The sequence below is a fragment of the Rhodoferax sp. genome, from assembly GCF_039922535.1.
Taxonomy (GTDB): Bacteria; Pseudomonadota; Gammaproteobacteria; order Burkholderiales; family Burkholderiaceae_C; genus Rhodoferax_B.
Map to the genome: position 1 here is coordinate 1 of NZ_JBDTEM010000278.1, position 13708 is coordinate 13708.

Below are 13708 nucleotides of genomic sequence, written 5' to 3' on the forward strand. Positions count from 1 at the left end.
CCTGCCAGCAGGCTTTGCATCTGGCCGATCAGGGCCAGGCCATCCACCCCTGAATCCTCCAGCCGACCCAGGTAGGGCGCGGCGTAGGCGGCACCCAGTTGCCCGGCAAAGTGGGCCTGCTCGGGCGCGTACACGGCGGTGTAGGTGACGGGCGTGCCCGCTTCACTCAGCTCGGCCCCGGCACGCAGGCCGTCGCGGGTGGCGGGTATTTTGATGACCAACTGGCCAGGGTTGAACTGGCGCACCAGTGCCTGGGCATCGGCCAGGATGCCATCGGTATCCGCGGCGTGCACCTGGGCCTGCACCTGCTTGGCGCCCAGCTTGATGGCGTTGTGCAACAACTCTGGCAGCTTGTCGCGGGTGACACCCGCGCGGCGTAACAGCGTGGGGTTGGTTGTGATGCCGTGCACGGCGGGGTGCGGCAGGCAGGTTTTTAAATCTGCCAGATCGGCGCTGTCGAGGTACAAATGAAAGGCTTGCATGGTGGTGGCTTGGGGCGTTTTTTAGGCGTTGGCATCCAGCATGGCTTGCAGCTCGGCGCGGTTGGGCGGGTTGCAGCCTTCGCGGGTGCAGTTCAGGGCGGCAGCACTGGCGGCGAACAGCAGCACCTCGCGCCAGGCAGCGTCGGGCAGGGCGGCCAGTTGGGCTACGGTTTCTACGCCGTGCTCTAGCAAGCTGGTGGACGTACCGGCGTTGAAGGTGTCGCCCGCGCCAATGGTGTCGGCCACGGTGATCTTGGGCGCGCTGATCTCCAGCGGGGCCTGGCCGTGGCGGAACAGTGTGGCACCGGCACCACCCCGGGTGATGATGACGGCGCGCGGGCCTTGGTCGGTGCCGGTCAAAAACAGTGCAGCGGCATCGGCCAGGCTTTTGCCAGGAGCCAGTGCGGCGGCATCTTCGTCGCTGAACTTCATCAGATTGCAGTCGGCCGACCAGCCCAGCACTTTGGCCTGGAAGGCGCCCAGGTCAGGCGTCAGGGACTGGCGGTAGTTGGGGTCAAACATCACGATGCGCTGGCCGCGCTGGGCTTTGACCAGGTCGATGATGCGGCTGGCAGCGGGGTCGTGCAGCAGCGAGATCGAGCCAAAGTGCAGAAAGCGGCAACTGTCGGGCAGCGCGGGCAGGGTGGCCGGGTTCCACTGGGTGTCGGCCGTGCCTTGCATGTAGAAGGCATAGTTGTTGGTGGTAGGCGTGCGCTCTACAAATGCCAGGGTGGTCGGCGCGTCGCTGCGCAGCACCCAGGTGGTGTCCACGAAGTTGTTTTGCAGATGCTGCAGCAGGCGTTTGCCAAACATGTCGTTGGACAGTTGGCTGATGAAGCCCGTGCCTTGGCCGAGCCGACCGGCAGCAATGGCGGTGTTGGTCAGCGCACCGCCTTCATGGCCCACAAAGGCCAGGCCAGCGGTACAGGTGAAGTCGATCAGGGATTCGCCGACAACGGCAATACGGATGGGTTGCATGGAGTGTCTCTGCGGTGTTGTTGTGTGTGCGAGGTACGCAACTATCTTACTGTGGGCAGGGTGCCTGGGGTAACACCCTGGTTACCTGGAAATTAAGAGTGTTTGAGGCCTCTGGCGCATATTCAATCTGCGCAAGCAGCTATAAAAAAAGTAGTGGTCTTCGTGCCCTGGCGGACAAGTTAATTTCGCCCCGGCGCAGGGTGCGCGGACCTACCGTGCGTACCACCGTGCCGACTGGTACGCAAAAGCACCAAGCTGGTACTTTCACCCCGAATGCACCCAGGCAGGCCCGTCATGCACAATCTTTGGCCCACCACTGTGTCTGCCCCTTTCGTGTTGTTACACCCCTTTGCCCCATTCCCCTTGGCCCGCCGCACGCGCTGGCTGTGGCTGGGCGTGGCGGCATTGGCGCTGCTGTTGATCGCGGCCGCCGGGCAGTGGTCGGCGCGGCGCGAGGCCAGCTTCCAGGCCGACAGCATCCACCGCGCTATTGAAGTGCATGCCCTGGCCCTGCGCGGCGCGGCGGCCAAGTACAGCTACCTGCCGTTCACGGTGGCCCAACATCCTGATGTGCTGGCCGCGCTAGCGCATCCGTTTGACCCCGCCGTGCTGCAGCGTGCCAACCACTACATCGAAGAGGTAAACCGCCGCGCGGGCTCGGACGCGCTGTACCTGATTGCCCCGCAGGGCACCACCCTGGTGGCCAGCAACTGGAACACGCCGCGTAGCTATGTCGGCCAGTCGTATGCCAACCGCCCGTATTTCAGCGATGCCCTGGCGGGTCGCAACGGCCAGTTTTATGGCGTGGGCCAGACCACGGGTGAGCCGGGCTTGTTCTTGTCCGCGCCGGTGCGCCAGGGGGCGGAGGTGGTGGGCGTGGTCACGGTCAAGGTCAGCCTGCAGCCGATCCAGGAAGCCTGGGGCTTTGTGCGAGACCCTATTTTGCTGACCGATGCGCACGGCATTGTGTTTTTGGGCTCGGTGCTGCCCTGGCTGTACCAGTCCCGCCGCGCCGTAGCGGGCAGTGATCTGGACTGGGTGCTGAGCCACCAGCAGTACGGCGCGCACCACAGCTTTGCGCTGCTGCCCTGGAAGATGGACCCTGCACCGGACCTGCCGGGTTTTCGGGTGCAGACCACCATCGACGGCAAGCCGCGCCAGTTTCTAGCGGTGGACGAAGCCCTGCCGGAGCTGGGCTGGACCCTGACCGTGATGGCCGACTACGCCAGTGTCACCCGCGCCCGTGAACGCACCTGGATGCTGGGCCTGCTGTGCGCGGGCCTGCTGCTGCTGGGCGGGCTGTACTGGCAATTGCGCGAGCGCCGCTTTGCCGAGCAGCGCGATGCCCGCCGCGAGCTGGAAGTGCGGGTGCGCGAGCGCACCGCCGAGCTGGATGAAGCCCACGCCTTTCGCAAAGCCATGGAGGATTCGCTGGTGGTAGGCATGCGCGCCCGCGACCTGGACGGCCACATCATCTACGTCAACCCCGCCCTGTGCGCCATGACCGGCTACCGCGCCGACGAGCTGCTGGGCCGCCTGCCACCGTACCCGTACTGGCACCCCGATGACGTGGAACAGCACTGGCACAACAATGACGCGACGATGAGCGGGCAGGCCGCGCTGTCTGGCTTTGAATCCCGCGTGCGCCACCGGGATGGGCATGACGTGCTGACCATGGTCTACACCGCCCGGCTCATCGACGCCCAGGGCCAGCACAGCGGCTGGATGAGTACGGTGGTGGACATCACCGAGCAAAAACGCAGCGCCCTGCGCCAGCGCCAGCACGAAGAGCAACTGCAGCACGCCCAGCGCCTGGCCAGCCTGGGCGAGATGGCCTCTACCCTGGCGCATGAGCTGAACCAGCCGCTGGCCGCGCTGAGCAATTTCGCCAGCGCCGCCAAGGCCTTTGCCGAGCAAGGTCGGCAAGAATTGCTGGTCAGCAGCCTGGATGAAACCGCCGCCCAGGCCCAGCGCGCCGCCGAAATCGTGCGCCGCATCCGCGGCTTCGTGCGCCAGCGCACCGCCGGGCAGGAGGACTGCGTGGTCGGCGCGTTGGTGGCCAATGTGCTGGCCCTGCTACAGGGTGAAATGCGCCAGCAGCAGGCCCGCGCCGTGGTGCGCGTACCCGCCGACTTGCCCAAAGTGCGCGGCGACCGTGTGCTGCTGGAGCAGGTGCTGCTAAACCTGGTGCTGAACAGTCTGCAGGCCATGCAGGCCACGCCGCTGGAGCGCCGGGTGGTAGAAATCGACGCAACGGTGGCCGATGGCCGCCTGCACATCCAGGTGGCCGACCACGGCCCCGGTATCCCCGCTGCATTGGCCGAGCAGGTGTTCGCACCATTCTTCACCACCAAGCCCGACGGACTGGGCCTGGGCCTGAACATCTGCCGCACGATTGTCGAAAGCCACCGTGGGCGGTTCACGTTTGCGGACCGGGTGGGTGGGGGGACAGTGTTTACGCTGGAGCTGGAGGTCTCTGGGTAGGCGTTCTTTTCGGTGACTTGGGTCTATTCCGGCAAAAAGAAATACGACTGCCTTCTGGATGGCGATTCAAGCTACCTGGCCGTCTTTGGCAAAGGGTGTGTGCCGTCGTAGCGAAGACGCTTTGCTTGCGTCGAGCTCTGCGAAATGGGGCCTGTACCACTGCGGCCTGACAGGCTGACAGGCTGATAGGATGGCTGCAAACGGCCAACTGCAGACATTTTTCCAATGACAAAGAATTCAAGCTCTCAAAGCCCCATTAGGGTGCTGCTCTTCAGCTCAACCATGTTATTTGCCTTGGCATTTGGGGGCTGGAGTATTCGGTCCATTGGTCTGGATACCGGCGTTTTGGAGTTTGGTGGTCGCATAAAGAAAACTATCTTGAGAGATGTAGACCCTGCAGCGTTCGCATTCTGGGAGTCAGTCTTCTTCTGGCAAGTTCTTGTCTGCTCGGTACTCGGCGTTGGCACTCTCGTCCTCGCCTGGCGCGAAGCGAAGAGCTGCTCCCAAACTGCTTAGTTTTTAGCGCCCGCCTGTCTGGTGCCTGCACAAGCAGACGTCGGACAAACCTAAACCAAAACCGCCATCTGTACACCTGTGTCCTTCTCGTAGCGCCGTCGGCAGCTTGTGTGCAGTCCCCGCCAGCCGCGAACGGCTGACCCAGCGCAGGGGCCACCGAGACCGGTGATCCAAGCCCATCCGCCCTTCGTCAGAAGGCACTCTTGACGACACCACCATCGACACGAAGTGCCGCGCCGGTGGTCGCGGACGCGAGCGGGCTGGCCACGTAGGCCACGAGCGAGGCCACCTCTTGCGGCGTGCCGAAGCGCTTAATCAGCGAGGTTGGCCGTACGTGGTCAAAAAACTCGGCCTCGACCTGCTCGAAGGTCTTGTCGCTCGATCGCGCGATGCCTTCGACGAAGTCGCCAACGCCACGCGATTTGGTGGGGCCTGGCAGTACGCTGTTGACCGTGATGCCGGTGCCAGCGACCGATTCCGCCAGCCCGCGCGACACCGCAAGTTGGGCGGTCTTGGTCATGCCGTAATGGATCATCTCGCTCGGAATCTGTACCGCACTTTCGCTGGAGATGAAGATGATGCGTCCCCAGTTCGCCCGCTTCATTTCGGGAAGCACCAGGCGGGCAAGGCGCACGCCGCTCAGCACGTTGACATCAAAGAAGCGCTGCCAATCTGCGTCAGGAATATCTTCAAAGGCCTTGGCCTCGAAGATGCCGAGGTTGTTGACCAGGATGCTGATGCCAGGGTGCCGTCGAACGGCTTCCTCCGCCGCTTCGGCGCGGCTCAGGTCTGCGGCATAGCCGTGGACTGTGCCCTTTGTCTCCGCACGGATGCGATCCACCGCTTCGTCCACCGCGGCCTGCGTCCTGCCGTTGACGATGACGCTTGCGCCCTCCTGGGCCAGTGTGTGCGCGATCGCGTAGCCGATGCCGGCCGTGCTACCGCTCACCAGGGCTAGCTTGCCATTGAGTTGCAGGTCCATGTTGATTCTCCTGGGTTGAACGCGGGAAATGCCGCGAGGATGGGATGCATGTGGGTGCGCGCCAGATCGGCTGCAGCTCCACTGTAGCGAGAAGTCGGCATCCGCATCTAGGTTAGTCTTCACTCCCGCCATTCCCGCTTTTTGCCCCCGATGAAGTCCAACCCGCTCCCCCTGAACCTCTACGTCGTGGACGACGACGAGGCCGTGCGCCGCTCCCTGGGGCTGCTGCTGCTGTCGCGCGGTCACGCGGTGCAGGCCTTTGCCTCGGGCGAGGCCTTTCTGGCCGGGGCCGATGTGCAGCGTCCCGGCTGCGCCATCCTGGACCTGCGCCTGGGCGGCCTGAGCGGGTTGCAGGTGTTTGAGGCGCTGCGGGCGCAGGCCAGCCCGCTGGTGGTGCTGTTTTTGTCGGGCCACGGCGACATTCCCATGGCGGTGGAGGCGGTGCAAAACGGTGCCTTCGGCTGGCTGGAAAAGCCCTGCAATGACACGCGCCTGCTGGCCACCATCGTCCAGGCCCTGGAAAAGTCGGCCAGCATCGCCGCCCAGCTGCAGGCCCGGCAGGCCGCCCAGGCGCTGTGGGCCAAGTTGACACCCCGCGAAATGCAGGTGGCCCGGCTGGTGGCCGAGGGCAAGCCCAACAAGCGCATCGCCCTGGATCTGGCCCCGCTGGAGCTGCGCACCGTGGAGACGCACCGCGCCCATGTGTTTGCCAAGCTGGAGCTGTCGAACAGCCATGAGCTGGAGCGCTTTCTGCGCGAAAACGAAATCTAGGTAGTTACCCCTGCGTAAAGCTACGCAGCGGGCAGGCGCAATGCTACGGACGACAGCTTGGCATGACAAGTACACACTCGCCCCTACAGGTTCAAACGGCCCCGTGCGGCGGGCCGTAGCCGGAGACAAGGACACCTTCCATGAGCGCCATCCCGATTTCCACCGCCACGCCTTACAGCTTTGAAGAAAAGCGCAAGCGCATCTTCGCCATCGTTGCCGCCTCGTCCGGCAACCTGGTGGAGTGGTTTGACTTCTACATCTATGCCTTTTGCGCCATTTACTTTGCGCCCGCGTTCTTCCCCAAGTCGGACCCCACGGCCCAGTTGCTGAACACGGCGGGCGTGTTTGCCGCAGGCTTTTTGATGCGCCCCATCGGCGGCTGGCTGTTTGGCCGCCTGGCCGACCGCAAGGGCCGCAAGACCTCGATGGTGGTGTCGGTGATGATGATGTGCGCGGGCTCCCTGCTGATCGCCTGCCTGCCCACCTACGCCAGCATCGGCGCCATGGCCCCGGTGCTGCTGTTGACGGCGCGGCTACTGCAAGGCCTGTCGGTGGGCGGTGAATACGGCACCACCGCCACCTACATGAGCGAGGTGGCGATGCGTGGCCAGCGCGGATTTTTCTCGTCCTTCCAGTACGTCACGCTGATCGGCGGGCAACTGCTGGCGGTGCTGGTGGTGGTGGTGTTGCAGCAGTTTCTGAGCGACGCCGAGCTGAAAAGCTGGGGCTGGCGCATCCCGTTCCTGCTGGGTGCCTGCACCGCCGTGGTGGCCCTCATGCTGCGCCGCACCTTGCACGAAACCACCACCGCGCAAACCCGCAGCGCCAAGGGCGCGGGCAGCGTGGCCGAACTGGTGAAGAACCACAAGCGCGCGCTGCTGGTGGTGCTGGGCTATACCGCAGGCGGCTCGCTCATCTTCTATACCTTCACCACCTACATGCAGAAGTACCTGGTGAACACGGTGCACTTGCCCATCAAGACCGCGAGCTACGTGATGACCGGGGCGCTGTTCGTCTACATGTGCATGCAGCCGGTGTTCGGCGCCTTGTCGGACCGCATCGGGCGGCGCAACAACATGCTGCTGTTCGGTGGCCTGGGCATGCTGATGGTGGTGCCGATTTTGACCACGCTGCAAAGCGTGACCAGCCCGCTGCTGGCCGGCGTGCTGATCACCGTCGCGCTGGCGGTGGTCAGCTTCTACACCTCGGTGGGCGGCATCGTGAAGGCCGAGATGTTTCCGCCGGAAGAGCGCGCACTCGGTGTGGGCCTGTCGTATGCCGTGGGCAATGCCATCTTTGGCGGCAGCGCCGAGTACGTGGCGCTGGGCCTGAAGTCCATGGGCTACGAGTCGACCTTTTACTGGTACGTCACCGGCATGATGGTGCTGGCCTTTGCTGTCAGTCTGTTATTGCCACGCCAAGCCACTTATTTGCACGACGACCATTAAGGGTCAAATAGGCCTTCAGCGCAGGTGGTACTTGCGCTGGCAGCTATCAAAACAGGAATTCATTAGGAGCTCATTCGGCATTCATGCCGGGGCGGCAAAGTAGCTGCCCAGTACCTCCAACGCATGCCGCACCTTGGCCGGTTGCTCGCCGCGGCGCTGGGTCACGGCGTACACCGGCAGGTCGTCCATGCGCCAGTCGGGCAGCACGGGCACCAGGCGGCCATCGGCCAGGGCCTGGAAGTCCTCTTGCCGCACGGCCATGCAGATGCCCCAACCGGCCATGCACAGCGCGTGCAGGGCCGATACCTGGGTGGCTTGCACCCGGCCTTCGAGTTGCACGGTCTGCCGCGCGCCCTGGGGCCCGTGCAGCTCTAGCGTGTCAAACGTGGTGTGGGCCGATCCGCTGCCCAGCCAGGCATGCTGCAACAGGTCTTGCGGCTGCGCGGGCCAGCCCCGCTCGGCCAGGTAGCGGGGGGCCGCGCAGAGTTTGCGCTCCATGCTGCCCAGCTTGCGCGCCACCAGGCTGGAATTGGCCAGGCTACCCACCCGCAGCGCAATGTCCACCCGGGCCTCGATCAGGTCGATCACCGCGTCGTCCAGCAGCAGGCGCAAGGTCAGCTTGGGGTAGCTGCGCATTGGTTGCAGGGCCACGGCTAGCAGGCTGGCAAAGCCGATAGGGGCGGCCAGCCGCAGCTCGCCCTCGGGCTCGTCGCGCAGCCGGGTCAGCGCCTGCTCGGCGGCGCGCGCCGCCGCCACCATGGCCGCGCAGCCCACGTGGTAGCGGGCCCCGGCTTCGGTCAGGGCGAGCTTGCGGGTGGAGCGGTGCAGCAGGGCCAGGCCCAGCGATTTCTCCAACTGGCGCAGGTGCTGGCTGACCGCCGACGGGGTCATGCCAAGCTGCTGCGCAGCCGCGGTCAGTGAGCCCGCCGCCACCACCTCGGCAAACACTGCCATGCGTTTGAGCTGGTCTGTGCCGTTATTCATAAGTTTTACTTCAGAGTATTGGCGGATTTAACCATCTAGTCAGGGCTTCGTGAAGCACGGATACTGGTGTCCTTCTTTCAAACACTAGGAATTCACAATGAAGATTGCTCTGATTGGCGGCACCGGTTTTGTGGGCAGCGCCGTGTTGACCGAACTCCTCAGCCGCGGCCACCAGGTCACCGCGCTGGCCCGCAACCCGGCCAAGTTCAGCGCCCAACCCGGCCTGACCGTGGTGGCGGCCGATGTACTGGATGCCGCGCAAGTGGCGCAGGCTGTGGCTGGAACCGATGCCGTCATCAGCGCCTACAACCCCGGCTGGACCGAGCCACAAATCCACGACCTGTTCCTGCAGGGCAGCCAGGCGATTCTGGACGGCATCAAAAAAGCAGGCGGCAAGCGCGTGCTGGTGGTGGGCGGTGCGGGCAGCCTGTTTGTGGCCCCTGGGGTACAACTGGTCGATACGCCCCCTTTCCCTGCGGAGTACAAGCAGGGCGCGTTGGCTGCCCGCGAGTTGCTCAACCGCATCCAGAACGAAAGCACCTTGGACTGGACCTTCTTGTCGCCCCCCATCGCCCTGGCCCCCGGTGCCCGCACCGGCCAGTACCGCGTGGGTGCCGACACCTTGCTGCCCGGCGTTGGCGAAGCCCCCGCAGGCATCAGCGTGGCCGACTTGGCCGTGGCCATGGTGGACGAAATCGAGAAGCCGCAGCACGTGCAGAAGCGGTTCACGGTGGCGAACTAGGCTATCGCGGTACATCCATATTTATCGGTTAAATAGGGGTTTTGCGCACAGCCTACCTGCGCAAAGCGATATCAATATAGTAGTATTTGCAAACCCTGTGCAGCCCTTTTGCAAGGGTATGTACTTTGTGCCATCGCGGCGCAATCGCGTATCGTATTTTGGAGCATGTGTTTTGATTTCGATCAACGGCGCAAAGGTCCAGCTATGCGAATCTGCACGGGAAAAGCCTTCTTATCGGTGTGTCTCTGTCTAGCGATGGGCATGCCAGTCGCGCATGCGGCACCGGACAGCATCCACATCGTTTTCATTCCTAAATCAAGTGACCAGGTTTTTTGGGAGTTAATGCGCGCAGGGGTGGACCGGGCCGTTCAGGAAGACCCGCGTATCAAGCTGACATGGAGGGGGCCCGCGCACAACGACGATACCGAGGCGCAGATCAAAATTGTGCAGCTCTATACCAAGCCCGGGGTGGATGCCATCGTGATCGCCCCCACGGACCGTGCCCGGCTGGTGGAGCCGGTCAAGAAGGCGGTGGAACAGGGTATCCCCGTGATTTCGGTGGATTCTGGGCTGGACGGCAATTACCACGTCAATTTTGTGACCTCCGACAACGAGGCTGGAGGCCAATTGGCCGCTAAAACGCTGGCTGGTTTGCTTAATAAAACCGGGCGTGTTGCCATTTTGAGAACTGTCGAGGGCAGCGCATCCACGGACGACCGGGCCCGCGGGTTTCTGGCCTACATGAAGGCCTCTGCGCCCGGTATTTCGGTGGTGGCGGATGTCTATGGTGGCGGCTCGGCCGGGTTGGCCCGGCACAGTGCGGCCAAGTTGTTGGCCGCCCAGCCTCCGCTCGATGGTGTTTTTGCGGTGAACGAGTCGGCCACCGATGGCATGCTGCGTGCCTTGCGGGAGGCAGGCCTGGCTAAAAAGTTACGCTTCATCGGCTTTGACAGCACGGAATTTTTACTCACCGGTCTGGAGAAGCAGGAGATTGACGGACTGGTGATCCAAAACCCGCGCCAGATGGGTTATCTGAGCGTCAAAGCGGCCGTAGATGCCGTCCACCATGTCGCCAGCAAGAACAAGATATTGTTCACCGACACCAGCATGGTGACGCGTGCTAACTATAAAAGTGCAGCAATTCAAACCATGATGTGCAGCCGTTGTTGATATCCTGTCGGGCATGATTTGGTCTGTCTTTTGTCCTGTTGCTGAGATCGTGGTCGGTGTTACCCGCCGTTAGCGAAAGGCTGCGCAGTCTTAGCATGGGCATGGCGGTTGCCATGGCAGCGGGCCTGTTTGTGCCGGCCCTGATTGGGGTGATGACACTGACGTATTTGCGCCAGGCGCAAATCAACCGGGAACTGAACGCCTACCTGGACGAAAAAGCCTCTCTTTTGTCGACCAGCCTCGCGGCTCCGGTCTGGAACTACAACACCAGCAGCATCGCCGTGATTGGCCAATCGGCATTGCTGGACGCGCAGGTCGTCCGTATCACCGTTAGCGATGCCGATAGGGCGGCTATCCTGGACATTGAGCGGCCCGAGCGCCGACTGGGCCAATCAAAAATCATACGCCGTGAACTGCTTTTAAAAGGCGCTACCGCGGCCAGTGCCGATATGGCCGGGTACGTCGAAATCGAGGTGGACGACGGTTTAAAGCAGCGCGAACTGGAGCAGGATCGCAAGGCCTACGCCTTCATCTTGCTGGGGCAGTTCGTACTCTCCCTGGCGTTCGTATTGGTGGCCTTGCATCTGCGCGTGCTGCGGCCTTTGCACAATCTGGCCTTGTTCTCCAACCGGCTGGCAGGCGGTAACTTTGACCACGCTGTAGGCTGGGACCGTCCGGACGAGATTGGCCGCCTGGCGCGCCAGATGGACCAAATGCGCAGTGATCTGAAAACCTCTTTCGCTGAACAGCAGGTGATTTTGAGCAATGTGCAGGTGGGCGTGGTTTTTGTGCGCAACGGCACGATCCAAATCGCCAACCGGCATGCGGAAACTATTTTTGGCTACCCCGAGGGGGAACTGTGCGGACAGCAAACTAGCGTGCTGTACCCGACGGAGGTTCCGCCGCAAGCGCAGGTGCGTGAGCCGATGGCCGCCAAGGAGGGGCCGTATGAAGATCTGCTCTTTTTGAAACGCCGGGATGGGAGTCTTTTCTGGGCACAGTTGCGCCAACGCAGCCTGGATACTTTGGTTCCGCAAGCGGGCAGTATTTGGGTGATTGAAGATTTCACCCAGCGCAAAGCCAGCGAGGATGAGATCAACAGCCTGGCCTTTTATGACCCTTTGACCTTGCTGCCCAACCGCCGTCTTTTGCGCGACCGGCTGAAACAGGCGTTGGTGGCCAGCGCTAGAAGCGGGCGATCCGGGGCTTTGCTGTTCATTGATTTGGACCATTTCAAGACCCTGAATGACACCTTGGGCCACGACATGGGCGACTTGCTATTGCAACAGGTTGCGCAACGCCTGACCCATTGTGTGCGGGAAGGCGATACCGTGGCGGGTTTGGGAGGCGACGAGTTTGTGGTGATTCTGGAAGGCCTGGGGGAGCACCCGGACGAGATTGCGGCACGCTGCAAGGCGGTGGTCGAAAAGATCTTCAATGCACTGAATCTGCCTTACTTGTTGGCCGGGCATGAACTGCGTAGCACCCCCAGCGTGGGCATCGCATTGTTCGAGGGGCAGCAGAATTCGATTGAAGAACTCCTGAAGCATGCTGATTTGGCCATGTACCAAGCCAAGACGTCCGGCCGAAACACCCTGCGCTTTTTCGATGCAGCGATGCAGGCTGCCGTCACTGAGCGGGCGGTTTTAGAGTCTGATCTGCGCGAGGCCTTGGCGCAACAGCAGTTGCGGCTGTATTACCAACCCCAGGTGGTGGGAGACGGGAACATCACCGGCGCGGAGGCGCTGGTGCGTTGGGTCCATCCGCAGCGCGGCACCGTGTCGCCGGCCGATTTCATTCCCTTGGCTGAGGAAACCGGCCTGATCTTGCCGCTGGGCCAGTGGGTGTTGGAGACGGCGTGTACCCAACTGGCAGTCTGGGCCGGTAACCCAGCCCGGGCCCATTTTTCTATGGCCGTGAACGTCAGTGCCAAGCAAATGCAGCACGATAACTTTGTGGACCAGGTGCTGGCCGCGCTAGAGCGCACCGGCATCAATCCCTCGCTGCTCAAGCTGGAACTGACGGAGAGCGTGTTGGTGGAGGACGTAGAAAAGACCATCACCAAGATGGCGACCCTGAAGTCCCGTGGTGTGGGCTTTTCGCTGGACGATTTCGGCACCGGCTACTCGTCGTTGACGTACCTGAAGCGCTTGCCTTTGGACCAACTGAAGATCGACCAGGGTTTTATACAAGACGTTTTGATCGACCCCAACGACGCAGCCATCGCCAAAATGATCATCGCCCTGGCAGAAAGTCTGGGTTTGACGGTGATCGCCGAAGGGGTGGAAACCGAGGCACAAAGGGTTTTCTTGGCACGCCATGGCTGCCATGCTTACCAAGGGTATTTGATGAGCCGTCCCTTGCCGATCGCCGAATTTGAAGCGCTGGTAGCCTGCCCTGAAGCACCTTGATACCTCGGCAGACAACCATGCGTCATGGACGCGTAACAAATTGTTGCTCCAATCGCTTTTTGCATTCCATAGGCGACCATGGGGCTTACCAAAACCGACAAAGCGCGTGCCGAGCTGCAACCTGGCCAGCGCAGCCTGGGCCAGCGCGAACGTGCCTTGTTGTTGCTGGTCGACGGGCACAAGACGGTCCACGAAGTGGCTGCTTACCTGGGGCATGAAGGTGAGCAACTGGTGCTACAGCTGCTGCGGGACGGCTACCTCACGCAGCCGCAGGCAGCTGCCGTGCCGGTGGCGGCGGACCTGTTTGACGGCAAACGTTCCATGGCCACCACCCGGATGTTTTTGTTTGACATCTGCGAGCGCATGTTCGCCCGGCGTGCGCCCGCCCTGGCCGAATCCTTCCGCGAAGCACTGCGCAATGCCCGCGACCGCAGTTCCATGCTGGATGTGAGTCACACCATGCTGGCCGAGGTGGAAAGCGCGGCCGGACCCGAGCGGGCCAAGGCTCTGCGTGACCGTATTGCCTTGCTGCTGCCCGAGGCGGTGGCGGCTTAGAACGTGCTTGCGATCTCTTTGGGGTCGCGTTGGGGTGCAATCGGGATGGGTTGGTTGTCGCAGACCGCTGCATGGGCTACGGCAGACTATTCAATCGATTTCCACAACCCGCATGGCAGGTTCCTTTTAGTGAAACCTGCGGTTTTCGGGCGCTCAGCGTCGTTACAAAACCCAAGCTCAGGCTA

11 protein-coding genes are annotated in these 13708 nt (G+C 62.5%); 7 read left to right on the forward strand and 4 right to left on the reverse strand.

Annotation, left to right across the window (positions count from 1 at the left end; translation table 11 throughout):
* Nucleotides 1-482: transaldolase family protein (locus tag ABI213_RS12805; protein WP_348027388.1), on the reverse strand; the 482-nt coding region annotated here is incomplete at its 3' end.
* 21 nt (nt 483-503) lie between these two features.
* The gene (locus ABI213_RS12810; protein ID WP_348027400.1) at nt 504-1451 is read right to left on the reverse strand and encodes a carbohydrate kinase; all 948 of its coding nucleotides are present in this window, start codon (nt 1449-1451) and stop codon (nt 504-506) included.
* Between the two features lie 327 nt (nt 1452-1778).
* On the opposite strand from ABI213_RS12810, the gene ABI213_RS12815 reads away from it, so the two are divergent.
* A complete protein-coding gene (locus ABI213_RS12815; RefSeq protein WP_348027390.1) occupies nt 1779-3944 on the forward strand; it encodes an ATP-binding protein in 2166 nt (721 codons plus the stop codon).
* Nucleotides 3945-4650: 706 nt separating this feature from the next.
* Here the strand turns inward: ABI213_RS12815 and ABI213_RS12820 are convergent.
* Nucleotides 4651-5442, reverse strand: coding sequence for an SDR family oxidoreductase (locus tag ABI213_RS12820; protein WP_348008564.1), 792 nt, complete (start codon nt 5440-5442; stop codon nt 4651-4653).
* 150 nt (nt 5443-5592) lie between these two features.
* Here ABI213_RS12820 and ABI213_RS12825 point away from each other — a divergent pair, with 150 nt between their 5' ends.
* Both ABI213_RS12825 and ABI213_RS12830 read left to right on the forward strand, forming a co-directional pair.
* On the forward strand, nt 5593-6213 hold the full coding sequence (locus ABI213_RS12825) for a response regulator (RefSeq protein WP_348008565.1): 621 nt from the start codon (nt 5593-5595) through the stop codon (nt 6211-6213).
* A 140-nt stretch (nt 6214-6353) separates the two neighbouring features.
* Nucleotides 6354-7661, forward strand: a complete 1308-nt coding sequence (locus ABI213_RS12830; protein ID WP_348027392.1) for an MFS family transporter — start codon at nt 6354-6356, stop codon at nt 7659-7661.
* An 81-nt stretch (nt 7662-7742) separates the two neighbouring features.
* Here ABI213_RS12830 and ABI213_RS12835 read toward each other — a convergent pair whose 3' ends face one another.
* On the reverse strand, nt 7743-8645 hold the full coding sequence (locus tag ABI213_RS12835; RefSeq protein WP_348008567.1) for a LysR family transcriptional regulator: 903 nt from the start codon (nt 8643-8645) through the stop codon (nt 7743-7745).
* A gap of 97 nt (nt 8646-8742) precedes the next feature.
* Between ABI213_RS12835 and ABI213_RS12840 the strand changes: the two genes are divergently transcribed.
* From ABI213_RS12840 to ABI213_RS12855, 4 genes are all read left to right on the forward strand, one after another.
* Nucleotides 8743-9387, forward strand: coding sequence for an NAD(P)-dependent oxidoreductase (locus ABI213_RS12840; RefSeq protein WP_348027394.1), 645 nt, complete (start codon nt 8743-8745; stop codon nt 9385-9387).
* Between the two features lie 261 nt (nt 9388-9648).
* Nucleotides 9649-10557, forward strand: a complete 909-nt coding sequence (locus ABI213_RS12845) for a substrate-binding domain-containing protein (protein WP_348027396.1) — start codon at nt 9649-9651, stop codon at nt 10555-10557.
* A 95-nt stretch (nt 10558-10652) separates the two neighbouring features.
* The gene (locus ABI213_RS12850; protein ID WP_348027398.1) at nt 10653-12968 is read left to right on the forward strand and encodes an EAL domain-containing protein; all 2316 of its coding nucleotides are present in this window, start codon (nt 10653-10655) and stop codon (nt 12966-12968) included.
* Nucleotides 12969-13046: 78 nt separating this feature from the next.
* Nucleotides 13047-13523, forward strand: coding sequence for a hypothetical protein (locus ABI213_RS12855; RefSeq protein ID WP_348006303.1), 477 nt, complete (start codon nt 13047-13049; stop codon nt 13521-13523).
* Nucleotides 13524-13708: the final 185 nt, after the last annotated feature.

Coding starts and splice junctions, on each gene's coding strand:
- ABI213_RS12840 (WP_348027394.1), top strand. CDS start 8,743: ATGAAGATTGCTCTGATTGGCGGCACCGGTTTTGTGGGCAGCGCCGTG.
- ABI213_RS12830 (WP_348027392.1), top strand. CDS start 6,354: ATGAGCGCCATCCCGATTTCCACCGCCACGCCTTACAGCTTTGAAGAA.
- ABI213_RS12835 (WP_348008567.1), bottom strand. CDS start 8,645: ATGAATAACGGCACAGACCAGCTCAAACGCATGGCAGTGTTTGCCGAG.
- ABI213_RS12825 (WP_348008565.1), top strand. CDS start 5,593: ATGAAGTCCAACCCGCTCCCCCTGAACCTCTACGTCGTGGACGACGAC.
- ABI213_RS12820 (WP_348008564.1), bottom strand. CDS start 5,442: ATGGACCTGCAACTCAATGGCAAGCTAGCCCTGGTGAGCGGTAGCACG.
- ABI213_RS12855 (WP_348006303.1), top strand. CDS start 13,047: ATGGGGCTTACCAAAACCGACAAAGCGCGTGCCGAGCTGCAACCTGGC.
- ABI213_RS12845 (WP_348027396.1), top strand. CDS start 9,649: ATGCCAGTCGCGCATGCGGCACCGGACAGCATCCACATCGTTTTCATT.
- ABI213_RS12850 (WP_348027398.1), top strand. CDS start 10,653: ATGGGCATGGCGGTTGCCATGGCAGCGGGCCTGTTTGTGCCGGCCCTG.